Source organism: Alteromonas sp. BL110, assembly GCF_003443615.1.
GTDB lineage: Bacteria > Pseudomonadota > Gammaproteobacteria > Enterobacterales > Alteromonadaceae > Alteromonas.
Genome location: NZ_CP031967.1, coordinates 2,097,202 through 2,118,158, shown reverse-complemented (window position 1 = coordinate 2,118,158; position 20,957 = coordinate 2,097,202). Strand labels below are relative to the sequence as shown.

General features: G+C 45.0%; 18 protein-coding genes and 1 pseudogene. 1 reads left to right on the top strand and 18 read right to left on the bottom strand.

The window, feature by feature from the left end; translation table 11 throughout:
- Positions 1-4: 4 nt before the first annotated feature.
- The 5 genes from D1814_RS09285 to ubiG form a co-directional block, all read right to left on the bottom strand.
- Complete coding sequence (locus tag D1814_RS09285) at positions 5-664, bottom strand: glutathione S-transferase family protein (protein WP_118491626.1); 660 nt, start codon at positions 662-664, stop codon at positions 5-7.
- Complete coding sequence (locus D1814_RS09280) at positions 664-1,272, bottom strand: glutathione S-transferase family protein (RefSeq protein ID WP_118491624.1); 609 nt, start codon at positions 1,270-1,272, stop codon at positions 664-666. Before D1814_RS09280 ends, D1814_RS09285 begins: the two co-directional genes overlap by 1 nt.
- Positions 1,273-1,469: 197 nt before the next feature.
- On the bottom strand, positions 1,470-2,471 hold the full coding sequence (locus D1814_RS09275) for a lipase secretion chaperone (protein ID WP_118491622.1): 1,002 nt from the start codon (positions 2,469-2,471) through the stop codon (positions 1,470-1,472).
- Positions 2,471-3,445, bottom strand: coding sequence for an esterase/lipase family protein (locus D1814_RS09270; protein ID WP_205422073.1), 975 nt, complete (start codon positions 3,443-3,445; stop codon positions 2,471-2,473). Before D1814_RS09270 ends, D1814_RS09275 begins: the two co-directional genes overlap by 1 nt.
- Before the next feature lie 247 nt (positions 3,446-3,692).
- Positions 3,693-4,445, bottom strand: a complete 753-nt coding sequence (gene ubiG, locus D1814_RS09265; protein WP_118491620.1) for a bifunctional 2-polyprenyl-6-hydroxyphenol methylase/3-demethylubiquinol 3-O-methyltransferase UbiG — start codon at positions 4,443-4,445, stop codon at positions 3,693-3,695.
- Positions 4,446-4,621: 176 nt separating this feature from the next.
- Here ubiG and D1814_RS09260 point away from each other — a divergent pair, with 176 nt between their 5' ends.
- Positions 4,622-4,987, top strand: coding sequence for a DUF2237 family protein (locus D1814_RS09260; RefSeq protein WP_118491618.1), 366 nt, complete (start codon positions 4,622-4,624; stop codon positions 4,985-4,987).
- A gap of 301 nt (positions 4,988-5,288) precedes the next feature.
- On the opposite strand, the gene D1814_RS09255 is transcribed toward D1814_RS09260, so the two are convergent.
- The 13 genes and pseudogenes from D1814_RS09255 to tsaE all read right to left on the bottom strand — a co-directional run bounded on the left by D1814_RS09255 (position 5,289) and on the right by tsaE (position 20,907).
- Positions 5,289-6,719, bottom strand: coding sequence for an aldehyde dehydrogenase family protein (locus D1814_RS09255; protein ID WP_118491616.1), 1,431 nt, complete (start codon positions 6,717-6,719; stop codon positions 5,289-5,291).
- 32 nt (positions 6,720-6,751) lie between these two features.
- On the bottom strand, positions 6,752-8,392 hold the full coding sequence (locus tag D1814_RS09250; RefSeq protein WP_118491614.1) for an acetolactate synthase large subunit: 1,641 nt from the start codon (positions 8,390-8,392) through the stop codon (positions 6,752-6,754).
- Positions 8,393-8,640: 248 nt separating this feature from the next.
- On the bottom strand, positions 8,641-9,048 hold the full coding sequence (locus D1814_RS09245) for a DUF4112 domain-containing protein (RefSeq protein ID WP_118491612.1): 408 nt from the start codon (positions 9,046-9,048) through the stop codon (positions 8,641-8,643).
- Between the two features lie 87 nt (positions 9,049-9,135).
- A complete protein-coding gene (gene hemH / locus D1814_RS09240) occupies positions 9,136-10,215 on the bottom strand; it encodes a ferrochelatase (RefSeq protein ID WP_118491610.1) in 1,080 nt (359 codons plus the stop codon).
- A 212-nt stretch (positions 10,216-10,427) separates the two neighbouring features.
- Positions 10,428-12,030 (bottom strand): annotated as a pseudogene (locus D1814_RS09235) (AbgT family transporter).
- Positions 12,031-12,325: 295 nt separating this feature from the next.
- A complete protein-coding gene (gene hflC / locus D1814_RS09230; protein WP_118491606.1) occupies positions 12,326-13,207 on the bottom strand; it encodes a protease modulator HflC in 882 nt (293 codons plus the stop codon).
- A 5-nt stretch (positions 13,208-13,212) separates the two neighbouring features.
- Positions 13,213-14,364 carry an FtsH protease activity modulator HflK gene (gene hflK, locus D1814_RS09225; protein WP_118491604.1) on the bottom strand — a complete coding sequence of 384 codons (1,152 nt, stop codon included), beginning with the start codon at positions 14,362-14,364 and terminating at the stop codon, positions 13,213-13,215.
- A gap of 67 nt (positions 14,365-14,431) precedes the next feature.
- On the bottom strand, positions 14,432-15,721 hold the full coding sequence (hflX, locus tag D1814_RS09220; protein WP_118491602.1) for a ribosome rescue GTPase HflX: 1,290 nt from the start codon (positions 15,719-15,721) through the stop codon (positions 14,432-14,434).
- 17 nt (positions 15,722-15,738) lie between these two features.
- Positions 15,739-15,987, bottom strand: a complete 249-nt coding sequence (gene hfq / locus D1814_RS09215; protein WP_014951092.1) for an RNA chaperone Hfq — start codon at positions 15,985-15,987, stop codon at positions 15,739-15,741.
- Between the two features lie 78 nt (positions 15,988-16,065).
- Positions 16,066-16,959 (bottom strand): tRNA (adenosine(37)-N6)-dimethylallyltransferase MiaA, encoded by an 894-nt coding sequence (gene miaA / locus D1814_RS09210; protein ID WP_220667656.1) that lies wholly within the window; start codon positions 16,957-16,959, stop codon positions 16,066-16,068.
- 43 nt (positions 16,960-17,002) lie between these two features.
- Positions 17,003-18,880 carry a DNA mismatch repair endonuclease MutL gene (gene mutL, locus D1814_RS09205; RefSeq protein WP_118491598.1) on the bottom strand — a complete coding sequence of 626 codons (1,878 nt, stop codon included), beginning with the start codon at positions 18,878-18,880 and terminating at the stop codon, positions 17,003-17,005.
- A 110-nt stretch (positions 18,881-18,990) separates the two neighbouring features.
- The gene (locus D1814_RS09200; RefSeq protein ID WP_118491596.1) at positions 18,991-20,340 is read right to left on the bottom strand and encodes an N-acetylmuramoyl-L-alanine amidase; all 1,350 of its coding nucleotides are present in this window, start codon (positions 20,338-20,340) and stop codon (positions 18,991-18,993) included.
- Positions 20,341-20,424: 84 nt separating this feature from the next.
- Positions 20,425-20,907: a tRNA (adenosine(37)-N6)-threonylcarbamoyltransferase complex ATPase subunit type 1 TsaE gene (gene tsaE / locus D1814_RS09195; protein ID WP_118491594.1), complete on the bottom strand. Its 483-nt coding sequence runs from the start codon at positions 20,905-20,907 to the stop codon at positions 20,425-20,427.
- Between the last annotated feature and the right edge of the window lie 50 nt (positions 20,908-20,957).

Below are 20,957 nucleotides of genomic sequence, written 5' to 3'. Positions count from 1 at the left end.
ACCGCTATTTAGTAACCACGTTTTTGGCGCCTTTAAGTAATGCCTCTTTATCAATCTTATTAGGCACTTCAACGCCTCGCCGTGCGGCAGGCCTTGCCTCGATACTGTTTTTCCAGCGAATAAGATTGTCTAGTCCTTCAATACTTACACCTGACCATTCATAAGTACGCACCCAGCACCAGTTGGCCATATCGGCAATACTGTAGTCGTCTACCAAATATTCGCGATTTTCTAGCCTGTCATCTAGTACGGTAAATAAACGTCGCACTTCATTTTGATAACGCGCTATCGCTACCGGAATTTTTTCTTCTAGATAACGATGGAACACATTGGCTTGTCCCATCATAGGGCCAATGCCGCCCATCTGAAACATAACCCATTGCATAACTTGGCTTTTGCGCTTAGCGTCACTTGGTAGAAACATACCTGTCTTGTCTGCCAGATAAACCATGATAGCCCCCGACTCGAAAACAACGTGACCGTCGGCTTCTTTATCCACAATAACAGGTATGCGTCCATTGGGGTTCATTGCCAGAAACTCAGGTGTTTTTTGTTCGCCTTTCATTAAGTTCACCGCATGTACGGTGTACTCAAGCCCCATTTCCTCAAGCGCTACCGACGCTTTCCAACCATTCGGTGTGGCTGCTGTGTATAAATCTATCATTAGGCTTTTGCACTCCCTCGGTTACTTACTGCTTCATACCAGCGCGCTAAATTCACGTGGTCGTCGGTCATGCGAATTTTTACTACCCGGGCAAAATCCATAGCACACAATGCGGTTATATCGGCGATAGAAAATGTATCGCCAGCAATGAACTCTTTAACCCCAAGTCGTCGTTCTAAAATGTTGAGATATTTAGACGCGTTAATACCCGCTTCCCTGCCATATTCAGGTACCGGCGTCATACGGTCTTTAAAGTAACCTGTGGTGTGCTGAAAACACATGCCAATTTGCATCATAAATGCAAACTCAACTTGGCGCTGCCACATGGATATTGTCGCTTTTTCAACGGGCGTTGCACCCATTAACGGTGGGTCGGGCTGCAATGCTTCAAAGTACGTACAGATGGCGTCTGTTTCGGCAATACATGTGCCGTCATCAAGCTCTAGGATGGGTATTTTCCCTAACGGATTTTTAGCGCGCATTTCTGCACTTAAGTTTTCGCCTTTTTGAATGTTGACCTGAACGTAATCAACATCAATGCCCTTTTCGGCTAAAAACATGCGTACTCGGCGTGGGTTAGGCGCGGTTTTCGTTTCGTAGATTTTCATAATGATTGCCACAGACCTTATGACAGATTGTTAAATATAGGGTTCGTTCTAGATTAGTAACTGCACAAACCGCTTTCAAATCACTCTGCCTATGCATAGAACTATTCAGTACTTTTATGGTTATACCTCTGTGGTACATTTCGCTGTCGAAAGACAATACTTAGCTTGAAACGCCTACCTTGCTAGCTAATCACTACTTATAAGCTGGTTATCACCTTAAGGCGTTTGATTTCATTATCGGTAAAGCGTGCAAGCTGATATTCGCGCAGGGCGTCCTCTGCCTCGCTCGACGAAAGCGCCTGTTTCGAAAGGCTTTCGCGAAACGTCTCATAGTCGGCAACTTTGCTTTCCCATTGGGCCTGCTTTTCCCAGGTTTTCGCGAAGCGCTCTGCCACGGTACTACCAAACTCTGCCGCCACAGCGTTATAACGGTCCGTAGTATTGCTATAACTGCGTTTTATCTCGTTTATGCGATGCATATTAAGCGTTGGCTGAAAAGCTTTGCGTTCGGCTTCATTACCCGCCTTGATAGAAGCGACGATTAACACTTTTCTTTCTTCTCTGGGTAGCGTGCTTTCTTGAGCCACACGCAAGCGCTCCAGTGCGGCCTCATCTACCTGCGCTTCTTGGCTAAATAGATAATGGTATTCGGTGTCATTGAAGTACGTGCGTCTTATCCCTTCGCGCTCATCAAGCTTGTAAGACACATCCTGCAAGCTATGACTAGCTAGGTCAACCTCTACCTCAATGGAAGAAAGCGCCACTTTATAATCGACATAACGAGTAAATAAGTCAGAGGCCCGCGCTTGGGTAGTTAGTGTAAATACGGTGCCAACGTAGGTGTTATAGGCTAACTTAACAGTTTGTGGGTCTTCTGTCGTACGCGCAAATATAAAGCGGTCGAAAGCGTCTTTGGTTGTGTAGTCGAGTTTGAAGGAAACAAGGCTTTTATTTGCACTTCTTGCTCCGCTTTTAAAATGATGTCTTGCGCCTGCCTCTTTATGCGTTGTTGCATTCTCACCCAGTTCAATTTCGCTGTTTTCTATTTGCCTGCTAAGTTCTGAGTATTCGGCGGAAGACCCTGCATCAATTTTTTTGTTGTCAGATGCAAGTTGAATATAAACAATAGTACCCAATACCAACAGAGCAACTAGCCCTGTGAGTATTGGATACGCATAGCGTACTTTATCTTTCGTCACTACAAACCCAATCTCTTAAGGCGGTTAGCCTGACGAACAAACACATCTACCGGGTCGGTTTCAAACCAATGGGTTATGCCAAAACTCTGGTTCACCTCATCCATGTGGTTCATTTTATAGTTGTCTTTAAGCACCTTACCTAAATGGGAACTACAGGTAGATACTAGACCGTCGTTCGGCTCTTTGAACGCAGTACCTGTAATAGCAAGGAAAGGGTCAATGACGTCGAGAGGGTTGGTATAAGTCCTACCGCCACTCCAAGAAAAATAATACACGCCATTTTCAGCTAACATTTTACCGTCGTTGCGACAATAAGCGGTAGGCATGCCTTCGGGGTATTTTTGATTGAAAGCCACTGAGCCTGCAGTTGACAGAGAATCAAGCGCAGCGATTGAGTCGGTGGGCTTGTCACGTGGGTCTGATCCAGACGCAATTTCAATAATATTGGCAAATGCGTTAACCACAACGCCTGCAGCGCCCTCGCCCACTGAGCCCTCAGCGAATGCATCACGTAATTCATCTGCGACTTTGCTGCCCCAATTAACACCGGCAACAGAACTTACCGAGGCAACTTTGTCTGGCGCAACACTTGCGGCATAACGCGCGGTAGGGCCACCGTGGCTGTGCCCAATAAGATTTACTTTGTCAGCACCTGATAGGGCGAGTACTTCGTCGATATACTCAAGCAACTGCTCGCCACGCACTTCTGTGGAATTTGCTGGTGAAACTTCAGCAATGTATACCACAGCGCCATTGCGGCTGAGTTTATGCGGAACCTTATAGAAGTAATCGACAAAAAGTATATCTTCAAAGCCGAAAAGGCCATGGACTAATACTATTGGGTGTTCAGTTTTTGCGTATGTTCCAGCGAAGGCTTGTCCTGCCCCTCCAACTAATGAACTAACACTTGCTGTTATGGCAAGCAGAGTGACAATGAGAGCGTTCCTTGCTCTATTATTTTTGGATATTCTCATCGTGTGTGTGCCTCATAATTATCACGTTACGGTCTGTGGTCAGACCTTTGTTATGATTATGTAAACACAGTGTAAAGATCAAGCTTGATTTTGAAACTTTAATGATGGCTGTGAAGAAGGGCGTATATTAATCTGCATAAGCAAACGCCGTTAGTGTATAAATTCAATAAGATAGTGTTTTTTTCCAGTATGTTTTCCCATACCATTTACATACAGTATATGGCAGATAACTAATATTTATAATGGTCTAGTTATTCTTGGAATATGTTTGGATAAAGTTTACAGCGAGACTTGAAGTAGTTAGCCACTTTCCCTTAAATGGGTTTAGCTTCATACCTATCTGATGCTCCAACGTAAAGTCTCCACCAACCCATTTTTCCAGTTCACCGGGCTTTACAAATTTTTGCCAATCATGGGTTCCCACGGGCAAATAGCGCATTACGTATTCAGCCCCAACAATGGCAATCACATAGCTTTTAACCGTACGATTTAAGGTGGCGAGAATTAGCATTCCACCCGGTTTGACTAAACTAGCACATTCATCAATTAACTGTTGCTGATCAGGCACATGCTCTACCACTTCAGCGTTTATAACAATGTCATATTGCCGCGCTTCTTTAACTAGTTCACTGGACAACATGTGTTTATAAGTTACCGATACACCACTTTTTTCAGCATGGTGTTTTGCCACTTCTACACTTACCGCACTTGCATCAATGCCCGTTACGTTCGCCCCTAGTTTAGCCAAAGGCTCGCTGATAAGCCCACCGCCGCTACCTATATCAACGATAGATAAAGATGAGTAATCGGGTGGGAGGTTACCTTTACCGAAATGATTTTCTATTTGCGCTTTAATGACATCTAAGCGCGCTCGATTAAACTCAAGGGCTGTTTTATATTTGCCGTTGGGGTCCCACCATGACTCTGCGAGTGAGTCAAAGCGCGAAATTTCTTCTTCAGAAAAGTTAGTTTCCCCGGTTTTTTTACTTTTATCGAGCACGATTTTTTACCTTTAAACGTAACGACACTAGTGCTTTTCTATTGACCCCGATCACTGAGGGTCATAAGGTGAATACATTAAGGTGAGCATTTAAGATGTACACCTTTATATTTCTAAATAGGCACGTAGATAAAGACACATTATAAGAATATACGTCGTGAAAGAGGGTTCTGATTTTGGCAAACGAAAAAAATGTATACGGTCGACCGCTACAGCTGTGCTGTGGGAATACGGGGTTTACCCGTGAAGGTTTTTGCTATGTACCTGATGCTGACGTGGGCAATCACAGTGTGTGTGCTGTGGTGAGCGATGAGTTTCTACAATTTTCCTTGCGACAGGGTAACGATTTAATCACCCCTTGGCCTAGCATGTCTTTTCCCGGTCTTCTTGATGGCGACCGATGGTGTCTGTGTGCTGCTCGTTGGTTAGAAGCTTACGAAGCCGGTGTTGCACCAAAAGTAAGATTGGAAGCTACCCATGAAAAAGCGCTAGATATTATTTCGCTTTCTTTGTTAGAAGAGTATGCGGCTGACAAAAACTAAAAGATGTGTAAGAAGCAGGAATGAGTAAGAGCAATGAGGTGAGAAGAATACCTTCCACTGACAAGAGCCGTGGCAATACTCAGAACTAAATACACATTGATAAAAAAATACAAATAATAAAAAAGGGCATGCTCGGTTTAGCATGCCCTTTTACTTTTGATAACTAGCTCGTTAAGTAAACACGACATAATTGATGTATGTTCACTGTCTTTGACATCGCTCCCCCACCCTATACTCGGTGAAAAGCATTCAATGAAAAACACTCAGTAAACAAGTGCTGAGGAAACAAAGCGCTAATAACTTACTGGGGCGTTCGAATAACCATAAGTCGGGTTTCAGACATATCCTCTATCGCGTAGCGAATACCTTCACGACCTAGCCCTGAATCTTTAACGCCGCCATAAGGCATGTTATCCACCCGCCAGCTAGGCACATCGCCAATGACAACGCCGCCCACTTCTAATACGTCCCACGCTTTATGCGCTTTGTAAATATCGCGTGTAAACACACCCGCTTGGAGTCCATACCGGCTGTTGTTTACCTCTTTAAGTGCATCGTCATAGTTGTCGAAAGGCACTAATATAGATAGTGGTCCAAACGCTTCTTCGGCACTGGCATCGCAGTCTTTAGGAACGTTTTCCATAACCGTAGCTTCAAGCATTGCGCCTTCGCGAGTACCGCCACATAAGATAGTTGCGCCCTTTTCTTTGGCCTCTGTAATCCAACCGTGCAAGCGTTCAGCCTCACCCTCAGAAATCATGGGGCCGATGAAAGTATCTTCGTTTGAAGGGTCACCAGACACCAATGCTTCTACTTTTTCTACATAGCGCGACTTAAATTCATCGTATATTTTGCTATGCACTAATAAGCGTTGGACACTGATACAGCTTTGACCAGACTGATAGTAAGCCCCAACAATCACGCGGTCGATAGCGTCTTCGATGTCAGCATCTTCATCAATTACGCAGGCTGCATTACCGCCTAGCTCCAGCACAACTGGCTTTTTACCTGCCTTTGCTTTAAGCGCCCAACCCACATCCGGAGACCCCGTGAAGCTTAGCAACTTAAGCCTTTCGTCTGTGGTAAATAGATCTGCGCCATCGCGGCTACAAGGCAGAATGGAAAACGCCCCTTTGGGTAAGTCTGTTTCTGCCAATACTTCGCCGATAATAAGCGCACCAATAGGAGTGCGCGAGGCCGGTTTAAGCACAAATGTACACCCCGCTGCGATGGCAGGTGCCACTTTATGGGCAGCCAAATTTAGCGGAAAGTTAAACGGTGATATAAACGAACACGGACCAATTGGGACCTTTTTGGTCATACCTTGATAACCTTTTGCCCGTGCTGATATTTCTAGATTTACTGTTTCACCATTAATACGAACCGATTCCTCTGCGGCAATCTTAAAGGTATCGATTAATCGAGTAACTTCACCTTTTGCGTCTTTGATTGGTTTTCCAGCCTCAATACACAAAGCTTGTGCGAGCTCATCTGCGCGCTCAGTGAAGCGTTTAACACAATGCTCTAACACTGCTTGTCTTTCGAAGGGTGCCATCGCGGCCATGGCCGGCTGAGCTTTCTCTGCTGCAGCTATCGCTTTATCGATGGTGTTAGCATCAGCCATAGCAACCTTGGTCGCTACATCGCCGGTATATTTATTCGTAACCTCTAGGTCGGTGTTCGCGTAGTCGGGTTCACTAGCTAAATAGTAGGGATAGCTTTCCTTCAACATTTTCTAACTCCTTACCTTTTCATTTCGGTGTTTTAAAGCTTGGCACTCAGCTCTTTAATAGTGTGGTTTAATGTTTCGTCATTCATGCTGTAATCAACAGGACAATCGATAATGTGCACACCTTTTGTGTTTAAACACTTATCAACCATGTGAATAAGTACGTCTGTATCGTCCACACGCCAACCTTGGGCACCATAGCTTTGTGCATACTTAACAAAATTCGGGTTGCCATAGTCCAAGCCAAACTCATCAAATTCCATGTTAGCTTGCTTCCACTTAATCATTCCGTACGCGTCGTCGCGCAAGATGATCACCACCAGGTCTAGTTTAAGCCTGACAGCGGTCTCAATTTCTTGGCTGTTCATCATAAAACCACCATCGCCACAAACACTGAGTACTGGCGCCTCTGGTTTAACTAATTTAGCCGCAATAGCAGAGGGTAAACCTGCCCCCATCGACGCTAGTGCATTATCTAAGAGCAGGGTGTTTGGGTGAAAAGCCGGATAGTTTCGAGCAAACCAAATTTTATAAATGCCGTTATCTAGGGTAACAATGCCGTTATCTGGCATGACCTTGCGTATATCCCTAACCAATCTCTCGGGTAAAATAGGAAAGCGATTATCATCTTCCGCTACAGCACGGTGCTCTACATAAGCCTGATGCACATCTTTATAAAAATCTAACTTCCAAGCGTCTTGAGGTGTAATGCCCTCTTTAATTTGCCAAATGCTGTTAGCAATATCACCCACTACCTCTAGTTGGGGAAAGTAGACGGGGTCGACGGCTGCTGAATCGAAGTTAACGTGAATAACTTTTTTGTCGTTGTGATGCATAAAAAACGGCGGTTTCTCTACCACATCATGACCCACATTAATGATAAGGTCAGCCCGTTCTATCGCTCGGTGCACAAAGTCGCCATCAGATAATGCCGTATTACCGGCAAAGCGGGGATCGCTTTCATTAAGCACGCCCTTACCCATTTGTGTAGTTACAAAGGGGATACAGGTTTTATCAACGAACTCCCTGAGCATTTTGGCGGTCAGCTTTCTATTCGCCCCTGCGCCAATCAATAATAGCGGTGACTGAGCTTCTTCAATCATCGTAATCGCCGAAGCAATCGCTTTGTATTCAGCTATCGGTCTTCGCGTACTGCTTGGCGTTAATATCTGTGCATTAGTTTGCTCTGCTGCTATATCTTCGGGTAACTCAATATGTACCGCGCCAGGGCGCTCTTCCGCAGCAAGACGGAAAGCTTCTCGAACCGTTGAAGGAATTCTGTCTCCACTGACAACCTGATTGGTAAATTTGGTGATGGGTCGCATCATGTCGACGATATCGATGACTTGGAAACGACCTTGCTTGCTGGTTTTTATCGGCTTTTGCCCCGTGATCATCAGCATAGGCATAGCACCTAACTGAGCGTAGGCCGCAGGAGTCACTAGATTAGTGGCGCCGGGCCCTAAGGTTGATAGACAAACCCCTACTTTTCCCGTAAGCCTGCCATAGGTGGCAGCCATAAAACCTGCGCCCTGTTCATGGCGAGTCAGCACCAGTTTTATGGAAGAATCTCGCAACGATTCAAGTAAGTCGAGGTTTTCTTCACCAGGGATACCAAAGACATATTCAACGCCTTCAGCCTCTAATGCTTTGACAAATAAGTCGGACGCTTTCATTTACTGCACGCTCCTTGTAAAGAGGTATTTCGATGGATTGTGACTGTTTGCTACGACTTCAGCATAAAAAACGATTGGTAATTTTTTATGACGTGTTTAACTTACCTTCGATACTCGCTACTGCCAATGAATATCTTTTCTAGTACCTTTAAACCAGCTATAGGGTATGTTGTTGGGAAATCAGCGTAGGTTTCCCGTTCGAAAACGTGATTTAAAGAAATGACTTTTGTGCAAATTCTTACTGATACTTAGAGGTTTTCTTTTTCCCATTGAGCGAGCTTTTCCTGTGTAGCTGCATCAACATTGCCTTTGTTTTCACTTACCCACCAACGCTCCATAATACGAACATTTTTTTGGTTGGCTTTGTAAAACACATCCACAATGTCACCAACAAAAGGAATAAAGCCTAGTCCGAAGTCGATAGCAGAATTCTTCACCATTTGAGCAACAAGCGCTTTGGGCATACCCAAACTTTTTCCTAGCCAAACAATACGCAAAGAAACAAATAACATAATGGCGTCACCAGCACCGGGAATAAGGCCCACGATTGAGTCCAAACCTATTTTTATGGGGAAAAAAGGGAGCTTAACAGCAGTATCCAACAAGTTCGCAAGTCTCTGCGCTTTAAGTAGTGCTTTTGGTGCTTTTACGTCCACGTCGTGCTCTCCTTTTCTTTCCTTGGGCGCGAGAAGCGCGAGTTCCTCACTCCCACTCCTCACAATCAATTTATGCGTCGCTACGAATTAACGTTCTGCGCCTAATGCTCTAGCCAACCCTGCACGCAAACCATTGTCAGATTCTACCGTCCAGCCATGTAGGTTTTCTTGCACTATGTTAAACAACACGTCAATGTGTTCTTCATCACTGTTTAACGCAGCTATATATTCATAACGCTCGCCGCCTGCTTCCATAAAGTATTCGCGATTCTCTTCACCAATTTCTTCAATGGTTTCTAAGCAATCGGCTGAAAAACCAGGGCACATAACCTGAATCGATTTAACGCCTTTTCCAGGTAATGATTTCAATGTTTCATCTGTATACGGTGTTAACCACTCCTCACGACCAAAACGAGACTGAAAAGTTGTCATGTACTCGTCGTGTGACAGCCCAAGCTTTTCGGCAAGCAAACGTGAGGTTTTATGGCATTCACAGTGATAAGGGTCGCCATTCATCAAGTAGCGCTTTGGTATACCGTGATAAGACAAAATAAGTTTGTCAGCACGTCCATGAACTTCCCAATGCGCTTTCACCTTATTGGCAAGGGCGGTGATAAAGTTGTCGCGGTCGTGGTAGTGATTCACGAAACGAAGCTCGGGAAGCCAGCGGCGCGACGTAAAGTCTTTTGCTATAGCATCAAAGGTAGAGCCCGTTGTTGACGCGCTATATTGGGGATATAGTGGAAGTACCACAAGCTTGCGTACGCCTTTTGCTAACATGGTATCGATAGTATCGCTTATAGCGGGTTTACCGTAGCGCATCGCAAAGTCCACAATAACATCATCGCCGTATTGCGCTTTACAACGTTCTGCAATCGCTGATGCTTGCGCTTTCGTAATTGCCATTAGCGGTGAACCCTCTTCGGTCCACACGGTAGAGTAAGCCTCTGCCGAGCGCTTAGGGCGAAAGTTTAGAATGACGCCGTTTAATACAAACCACCAAATCGCTTTAGGTACTTCCACCACGCGAGGGTCTGACAGAAATTCTTTCAAATATGGGCGTAGTGCCTGTTTAGTTGGCGCTTCTGGCGTCCCCAGATTCGTTACAAGTACACCAATTTTATCTGGTTGCCCGTGGGTAAAGCCTTTGTTTGATTTGTATTTCATGTATTTATAGTCCGAGAAGTACTGCGCTATATCCGTATTATACTGAATTACCTTAGATTATGATCTGCGATAACGCCAAAAAACTACGATTGCACTAATAGATTTTAGGCATTAAAAAAGCGGCATATGTTTAAAAATAATATTCAAAAACACATACCGCTTTTTTAGTTTGCTGCCGCATAAAGCGTGTGGCAGCGCGTAAAGCTATCTATTTAAGGCTGATAGTAAGTCGCTGCGCCCGGGCCCTACCGGCATGCCAAGTAAAAATACCCAGATGTAGAATAAAATAGTCCAGCCTACTATAAAGACCATAGAGTAAGGCAACATCATTGCGATGAGCGTGCCCATTCCCAAGTCTTTCTTGTATCTAGCTGCCATAGCAAGGATAAGCCCAAAGTAGCTCATCATAGGTGCTATGACGTTAGTTACTGAATCACCGATACGATAAGCCGCCTGAATAACTTCTGGCGCGTAACCAATTAGCATAAGCATAGGTACGAAAATAGGCGCTGTTACCGCCCACTGCGCAGATGCACTACCTAACGATAAGTTAACCACACCACACATCAATATGAATAGGATGAAGACGGCTGGGCCGTCTAATCCAGCAGCTTGCAAAAGAGCTGCGCCTTTAACGGCTAGCACAGTGCCTAAATTAGTCCATTTAAAGAAAGCAACAAACTGCGCGGCGAAAAATACTAACGTTATGTAAAGCCCCATGGCTCCCATACTCTTCGCCATAGCATCAATGACATCTTTGTCGTTTTTCATCGACTTGGTTACTTTGCCGTACACAAAACCCGGAATAGCAAAGGTGATGAAGATAAAAGCAACGATGCCTTTAAGGAACGGGGAGCCCGCCACTTCACCCGTTTCAGGGTGGCGCAAAATACCGTTTTCAGGAACTACTGTTAACGCAAGTATTGCGCAAACCACAACAAAAGATATTCCTGCCCAACGCAGACCTTTCTTTTCTAAGTCTGTAGGTGCATCCATAGATTGTTTGCCTAGGTCAATTGATGCCTCAGATGGATCAAACTTACCTAGTCTTGGCTCTACCACTTTTTCGGTAACTAGCGCCCCCATAGTGGCTACCACAAAAGTACTGATAAACATAAAGTACCAGTTCACTTCTGGCCCTACCATGTAGTCAGGGTCAATCATATGCGCTGCTGCTTCTGTTATGCCAGACAACAGGGGGTCCACCGTACCTAACAATAGGTTTGCACTATAACCTGCAGAAACACCAGCAAAGGCCGCAGCAAGACCGGCTAGCGGGTGGCGTCCTAGGGAGTGGAAAATCATTGCTGCCAGTGGAATAAGTACCACGTAGCCGAGCTCAGAGGCAGTGTTTGAAATAATGCCGGCAAAAACAATAGCAAAGGTTACAGCGCGTTTTGAGGCGTTCATAACCAATGCGCGCATTGCTGCCGACAAGAGGCCCGAATGTTCCGCTACCGATACACCAAGAAGGGCAACAAGCACGGTGCCAAGTGGCGCAAACCCGGTGAAGTTAGTGACAAGCCCAGTCACTATTCGCTGTAAGCCTTCAGCACTCATCAAGGATATGACTTCAATCATGCCGTCTTCTTCACGGCCCTTAGCACCGACAGGGCGAGGGTCAGCAACAGCTAGATCGAAGTACCCTAATATGCCACTTAGTACCACTATGAAAAGTGAAAGCAGCGCAAATAATGTTACTGGGTGCGGAAGTAGATTTCCTAACCATTCCACTGTAGCGAGAAATCGCGAGAATAACCCACCTTGTCCGCCGTTATGATCGGCAGACGCTGTATTTTTATTTTCCGTTGTCAAAATCTTCCCTCTGTCGTTTATTTACGCCTACTACATCAAAGTTAACGCTGGGACGGCGCTAACTTTGTACTTAATAAGTGGCGTGTTTTAATAATATTCAGGCGGTATTTTACCCGATTTAGTGAAAATTTGGCAGTGGATAGGGAAAATGAGAGGTAAACTGGCTGTACACTTAGCGAAATTAGCTTCGTATTTTATAGAAATAATCTTATTAATTCAGCAGGTTACTTTTAGAATGAACGTAAAAAAGCCAGTCTAAAAGACTGGCCTTCATATTTACAAAAACATCTAGTTTTTAATTGCCGTTAGACTGATTCATGTACTTAAAGAAGTCACTATCAGGGGCAATAACCATAACGTCTTGCTTACTGTTAAAGCTCGCTTTATACGCATCCATACTACGTAAGAAGCTGTAGAAATCTGCATTCTTGGAGTAAGCGTCAGCGTAAATTTGCGCTGCAATTGCATCACCTTCACCGCGCAACTGACGAGCATTACGCTCGGCATCAGCCAGCATTACGGTAACTTTAGCGTCAATGTTAGCTTTAATTACTTCAGCTTGTTCCTGACCTTCTGAGCGATGCTCACGAGCAACTGCCGCTCGCTCTGCGCGCATACGTTGGAAGATAGAGTTACTAACTTCAGTCGGCAAATTGATCTGCTTAACGCGTACGTCAACAATTTCAATACCCAGCTCATCTGATGACGTAGATGCCTGCTCCATCGCTTGATTCATTAGTGCTGAACGCTCGCCAGAAACGATTTGCGCAATAGTACGTGTACCAAACTCTGAACGTAGACCGTTGTTTACTTTTTGCTTAAGTAGTGCTTCTGCTTGAAGCTTGTTACCGCCTGTTGATAAGTAGTAACGGGCAAAGTCGTCAATGCGCCATTTTACATAAGAGTCTACGATAAGGTCTTTCTTCTCGCTTGTTACAAAGCGGTCTGGTGAACCATCTAACGTTTGAATACGAGCATCGAGCACACGTACTGAATCAATAAACGGAAGTTTAAAGTGAAGACCCGGTTCGAACACTTTTGTGTCGCCAGTCGCGTCGTCTCTTTGTACTTTACCGAACTGAATAACAATGGCGCGCTCGCCTTCTTTAACTGCAAACAGTGAGCCTGATGCAAGCAATACAAGAAGAACAAATACTGCAATTAACAAATTCTTCATTGTGCTTATCTCCCCTCTCTGTAGCTATCGCCGCGCAAGCCTGAACTTGGCGAACTGTTGCGGCTGCGGCCGTTAGCATCGGTTACTGGTGCTTGTAAGCCTTCTAGCGTGTTGCGCGTATTTTTATTGTTCGTAGATTGCTGGCGTTCCATGATTTTATCAAGCGGAAGATACATCATGTTGTTGCCACCTTTGCTATCAACCATGATTTTACTGGTACTGCTAAGTACCTCTTCCATAGTTTCAAGATAAATACGTTCGCGAGTAACCTTAGGTGCGCGTTCATATTGAGGAAGTAACTCTTCAAAGCGAGCCACTTCACCTTGCGCTTCTAACGTCACACGCTCTTTGTAGGCTTGAGCTTCTTCGTTCATACGGTTTACTTGACCACGTGCACGAGGCTCAATTTCTCTTGCATAAGCCTCTGCTTCACGAATGAAACGCTGTTCATCTTCCTGAGCAGCAATAGCATCATCAAATGCATCTTTAACTTGCTCAGGTGGACGGGCATCACGGAAGTTCATATCAATGATAGACACACCCATGTTATATGGTTCGATAATAGCTTGTAGCTCTTCCCATACTCGCTGACGAGTTACTTCACGACCGTCAGTCAACACGTCATCCATCTTAGAATGACCTACAACATATCGGATAGCACTATCAAGAGACTGACTTAAGCTTTGCTCAGGGCTTTCAACGGCGAACGTCCAACGGTATGGATCAACAACGCGAAATTGCATTTCCATTTGAACGCTCACTACGTTCTCATCTTCAGTAAGCATAGAGCCTGATGATGACTGATCGCGTATTGACTGAACATCAACAGGAATAACAGAATCAATGAACGTAGGCGCCCAGCGAAGACCTGGCTCTACTTGCTGGTGATACTCACCAAAGCGAAGTACTACACCGCGCTCAGCTTCACGAATGGTATAAAAACCACTAATGAACCAGATCACGACCAGTAAACCTACTAGAATACCAGCACCAATGCCGCCTAGGCTTTTGCCCGAGCCACCACCGTTGCCACCTGACTTTCCAAACTTACCAAATAAGTTCTTAAAAACATCGTCCAAATCTGGGGGACCTTGCTCTTTCCCACCGCGATTCTTCCACGGGTCGTTATTATTGCCACCCGGCTCATTCCAAGCCATGCTGATACTCCATAGATTACTGTTATATTTTTGAATTTTGCATGCTCAATACAGTGTCTAGCACTGCTTAATGTCGCACAACATACTCTGATATTCCGTTTTCCAGACGTTTTTCAAGCCTGTTCCAGTCGGCAGTGGGCATTCTTACATCAACTACCCAGTCTCCCTGACTGTCGTATTCTTCACTTGCAATACAGTTTAGCTCGTACAACACGCCGCGCAATTGACTTTGTGCAGGGGGAATCTTCAACGTATAGTTCACCATGCTTTTAGCTAAACACTCGGTCAAAGCTTGGCTTAACAATTCCGTTCCTTCACCCGTTTGTGCAGACAACCACACTCTAACGGGCACGCCCTCGTCATTTCTTTCTATACGCGGCTGAACGTCGTCTAGTTTATCAATCTTATTACAGATTAGTAATTGTTGAATGTCATCTGCTTCAATTTCTTCAAGTACATCATTCACCTCGTCCATGGTTTCACGATATTTTGCATCGGCAATGTCAACAACATGAAGCAGTAAATCAGCCTCTTGCGTTTCTTGAAGCGTTGCTTTAAATGCGGCAACAAGGTCGTGGGGAAGATGACGAATAAAACCAACGGTATCGGCCAAAATTGCGGGGCCAACATCTTTTAACTCGATTTTACGTAACGTAGGATCTAGCGTTGCGAACAACTGGTCAGCAGCGTAAACGTGTGAGTCGGTAATGGTGTTAAATAGCGTCGATTTTCCCGCATTCGTATAGCCAACTAAGGATACCGTTGGAATTTCAGCGCGTTTGCGCGAGCGACGACCCTGCTCGCGTTGCTTTTGCACTTTTTCCAAGCGACGAAGAATGGCTTTAATACGACCACGAAGCAATCGACGGTCAGTTTCTAGCTGTGTCTCACCCGGACCGCGAAGACCAATACCACCTTTTTGACGCTCAAGGTGAGTCCATCCTCTGATGAGACGGGTTGAGATATGTCTCAACTGGGCTAGTTCAACCTGAAGCTTACCCTCGTGCGTTCGCGCGCGCTGCGCGAAAATATCGAGAATAAGCCCGGTTCTATCTAACACCCGGCATTTACACACCGCTTCTAAATTACGCTCCTGAGAAGGAGAAAGCGCGTGGTTAAAAATAACAACGTTAGCATCGTGTGCTTTTACCGCTGCTGCTATTTCCTCTGCCTTACCCGATCCGACAAAAAACTTGGCATGAGGCGCACTGCGGGACGTCGTGATGACTTCGACCGCATTTACCCCTGCTGAAGACACAAGTAATTCAAGCTCACTTAAGTCTTCTTTACTGTTCTCGTCGGAAAAATTAACATGAACAAGTACAGCCTGTTCACCGGCTTCATAACGGTCAAACAAGCGCGTTACCTTTTAAATTATTCACCTTTAGTATTTTCAGAATCTCCTGCGCTAGGCATAGTGATAGCGCGTGCTGGAACAACAGTAGAAATCGCGTGCTTATACACCATTTGGCTTACTGTGTTCTTCAGTAAAATAACGAACTGGTCGAATGATTCAACCTGTCCCTGAAGTTTAATACCGTTTACCAGATAAATTGATACTGGAATACGTTCCTTACGCAAAGCGTTCAAGAATGGGTCTTGTAAAGATTGCCCTTTAGCCATTTGATATCCTTAGTTTTTATTATTCATGATAGAAATTTCACTATCACTGCACGTCTAATGTATACCACACTCAAACATTTAAAGTGTGACTTTCGCTGTAATTTTAATCAAATTATCGTTAGCAAATGTGTCAAGCCATGAAACCTGCTCCCAGCCCCGTAACCACGTAAGCTGGCGCTTGGCAAGCTGCCTTGTAGCGATAATACCTCTTTCACGCATTTCTGCGTAACTCAATTGGCCGTCTAGGTACTGCCACATTTGTCGATACCCTACCGAACGTATAGAAGGTAATTCTTCATGTAGATCACTGCGTTCATAGAGTTTCAATACTTCTTTTTCGAACCCTTGCTCTAGCATCATATCGAACCGTGTCGCGATTCGTTCGTGCAACACTGCCCTATCTGCGGGCGCTATGGCAAATTGTGCAATGTTATAAGGGCACTTTTCACCCTCTTGTTGTTGCCAATATGTCAACGTCTTGCCGGTACTTCTATACACTTCCAGTGCACGAGTAATACGCTGTGGGTCATTAGGGTGGATTCTCTCACCACTGATTGGGTCTACACCACGCAGTTCATCGTGTAATTTAGACCAACCCAAGCGTTGTGCCTGCTGTGTTATATCATCTCGTATCTTTTCATCTGACTTAGGTAGTGGCGAAATTCCATTTATCAAGGCATTAAAGTACATCATTGTACCTCCAGCCAAAATTGGCACCTTGCCTCGAGCTAAAATATCGCCGATAAGCCCATTCGTATCGTTTACAAATTGCGACACTGAATAACTGTCTGCAGGGTCAATAATATCAATTAGGTGGTGCTTCACCCCCGCTCGCTCTTCCTGCGTCGGCTTCGCTGTGCCAATATCCATGCCTTTGTATACAAGGGCTGAATCTACACTAATTACTTCACTATCAACCTGAGCTGCTATGTCTAGCGCTAAACCAGTCTTACCAGACGCCGTGGGGCCCATAATTGCTATTACAGGCAATGCAGAATTTATGCCATTGGACACGTTATTCTCCCCACATATCTAGCACTGAATTTAAGGGGCGCACTTTAGCAAATTGCTCAATAATTTCCCATTGTTTCGCTTCGCTTTGCTGATCCAACCAGTACCAGAGCATATTTGATACGTCATTGTCGAACACTTGCTCACTTAAAACGAGCGATCGCATTGCTCCTTCGAGAGAATCTACTTCACCGCCCCCCTTGATGGATAAAAAGGACTCAAACCATTTTAGCCAAGGTAAATGTCTTGTTCCGGCAGGCACCTGCTGCAAGCGGTATTTGCCGGCTATTTTATTAATTTCAAAATGCGATGCGTTTAATAATTCGACAAGCTTTTCATCGACGTTTTCAAGAGAAACGGCTACCGGCATTAGTAGCGGTTGTCCATGCTCCGCTTTTAAAAATAGTTCGCTTAACCAGATACTTGCAACTTTAGTTGCAAAAAGAAGGTAAATTTTTTCTTCCTGTGGGTAAATTCTACACAATGGAGTAAGGTTAACGTGTGTATTAGCGCGCTGTGCGCCGTTATCACTATCGGTGATGTCACTATTTGGCGTCATTAAAGCGTTATAGCTAGATTGATAAGCAGCGCCTGGCCCTCGACTTTGCCCTCGACTTTGCCCTCTGCCTTGCAAAAGCTTAGCGCCACCACCCCCACCAAAGCTTCCCGCTGACGACGGTTTAGCATCACCAGGATATCGGCCGTGACTCTGCGTCGCGTTTTGCGAATAAGCCCCCGATGGATAACGAGAGGTTTCATTAAGGGCGCGTGAGTTATCAGGCGTTTGTTCTTGTAGGGGCCTAATGTAGTCGTGTTCTACCTGTGTACTCATGAAATCAGAGCCTGCAGCGCGATTTGTGCCCATTCCTGTCAAGGGCTGCTCGTCGGTCATGGCGTGTAATGCATCACTCACCGTTTTACAGATAAAGTCGTGCACCAGTCTGCCTTGTTGAAACCTAACTTCGTGCTTCGCAGGATGCACATTCACATCAACATCTTTAGGGTTAACATCTAAATACACTACAAAGCTCGGTTGCTCGATAACCCCCCAAACACTTTCATACGCTTGCCGGATAGCATGCATAATAAGCTTGTCGCGCATGCCTCTACCGTTCACAAAACTAAACTGGCAATCGTTGCTGCTGCGCAGCATAGCTTCGTTGCCTAGCCATGCGTCTATGCGAAGACCTTCATACTCCGTATTTATGTGCACAGCATTTTGAACAAACTTCTGCCCCACTACGGCGCCAATCCGCGTTGATAAGCTGCCTTCTTTGTCTGCGATAAAGCGCTTTATCACTTTGTCATTATGCTTTAAAACGAAAGAAACCTTAGGGTAACTTAATGCAATACGCTTAATAACGTCTTCGATATGCTGAAATTCGGTTTTTTCTGTGCGTAAGAACTTGCGCCTTGCAGGCGTATTATAAAAAAGGTCTGCCACATCAATTGTGGTTCCCACTGGATGAGCCGCTGGCTGAATATTTACCGCCATTTCTCTACCCTCACAATACGCCTGCCACGCCTCACCTTGAGATTCAGTGCGTGACGTCAGAGTCAATCTACTCACCGAGCTAATACTAGCTAGCGCTTCGCCGCGAAAACCAAGGGATAGAATTTGCTCTAAGTCATCGAGGGTAGTAATTTTACTTGTCGCATGTCGGCTCAAGGCTAACTGCAGTTCGCTTTTGACAATGCCTGAACCGTTGTCTTTTATACGAATACGTTTATGGCCGCCTTTTTCAATATCGACCTCTATTCTGGTAGCGCCTGCATCGAGGCTGTTTTCTAGCAGCTCTTTCACGACAGATGCCGGACGTTCAACCACTTCACCAGCGGCAATTTGGTTAGCAAGTTGGGGAGATAAAAGCTGTATAGGCAAAGGGCTACCCTATGATATTCAATGTATAGTATTCACTATATGAATTCGTGATGATTTTATATGTAAGCGCGTAGTCGCACTGGCAAAAGCCGATAAAACAAAACTTCGGTTTATGTTCTTGGAATATTTAATACCTGCCCTACGCGAACAACATCGCTTGAAAGATCGTTAGCGGCTTTAATACTGCTTACTTTCACATTATAACGTTGTGCTAATAATGAAAGCGATTCACCACTTCTTACTTTGTGCGTTCGGTTGTTCACTCTTTCTTTGGCCCACAGTGTACCATCAGGGGGTACTTGCTTGAAGTAGCGCTTAGCAGCATTGAACATAGCGTTCGCCAAACGCTCGCGATGTTTAGACCAGTTTAGGTTTTTCTCTTCTTGCGGGTTAGAAATAAAACCAACTTCAACCAAAATTGAAGGGATATCGGGTGCAGTTAACACTGCGAAGCTGGCAGCTTGTGGCTTTCTTTTATGTAGGCTGGTCACTTGCTTTAATTCTTCTACCACCTTGTTTCCTAAGTCATGGCTAGTCGCCATGCTGTGGTCCATAGATAAGCCTAAAATGGTTTCAGTGAGGTACCGTTCACTAGATTTATCATTAATAACTTCAGCGGCACCGCCTAACAGTTCAGAGTGACGCTCTGATTTTTCTAACCAACGGCCTAGTTCAGTATCGGCTCTACGTGTTGATAGTACCCATACTGAGCCACCTCGCGGCTGTGGTTGACTAAACGCATCCGCGTGAATGGAGATAAGTAAGTCGGCTTTTTTCTCTCTGGCAATTTCCGGGCGACGATTAGGAGAAATATAATAGTCACCGCTGCGTGTCATTATGGCACGCATACCGGGTTCCCGGTTGATTTTGCTTTCAAGCTTTTTGGCTATACTAAGCGTGATGTGCTTTTCGTACGTTCCTGCGGGACCAACTGAGCCCGGGTCGTGTCCACCGTGTCCGGCATCAATGGCAACGATAATATCTCTATCACGTGCACTACTTGTATCGTCAATCACCACAGAACCTGTTGGTGTCGAGGCCGATTGCGTTGACGATGATCTACGGGCACTGTCGGGTAGGTCAACCACAAGCCTGTGACCCAGAGACCCGCTAGGTGTTACAGCAAACAATGAGGGTTTTGTATTTCTGTTAAGTTCAACAACTACCCTAGCCGATGACTTACTTTTAGGGGTTGAGTAACGCAGCTTTTTGATTAAATCACCGCTATTTTCTACGCCTGACAGCTTTGCCGAATCACTAGTATTTTTAAAATCGATAACCAGTCGAAGGGGGTTTTTGAGGGTAAAGTAGGTGAATTCTGGCGCAGCCTTCATATCAAAAACGACACGTGTATTGTCCGGCGACGGCCATATTCTCACTCCGTCGATGTTATTTTGTGCGCCGTATGCAAACTGCACCACGAAACACAAGAATAATACCGAAACTATACTGCGCACCATAATTAGCCTTTATGTTATTGTCATGCCGCTCTCGTAAACATCGGAGCCGCTAATTGTTCAATGTCTCTTTCAATTCAATGTTCGCTACACGCGTTTACATTGCTGAAGCAATTTAGCACCGTGAGCATTTTTCGCTTCCAAATTGAACTGCCTACCCGCTGGTGTAATATTTATACTAATCACTAAGTCTGGGGATGCCAAGTATTCGCCGCCTTTTTCCGACCATTCAATAAGCGCGATTGCCCCGGAGCCGAAGTAATCTCGAATTCCCATGAACTCTAGTTCTTCCGGGTCGGCCAAGCGATACAGGTCGAAGTGATAAATATTGACGCTATCCAACTCATAAGGTTCAACCAATGTATAGGTTGGACTTTTAACGCTACCTGAATGACCAAAAGACTGAATAAAATAACGGCTAAATGTCGTTTTCCCTGCCCCTAAGTCGCCGTCAAGATAAATAACAGTATCGGTAGGGAGTTGACTTGAAACCGCTCGCGCTAAGTCCTTGGCAAGCTGAGCGGTATCATCTACTTCATTAGAAAAAAAAGAGGTATGCGGGTAAGACATCAACAATATTCCACAGTAATACTAAGAAACACAGTAGATGCCTGCCCGTT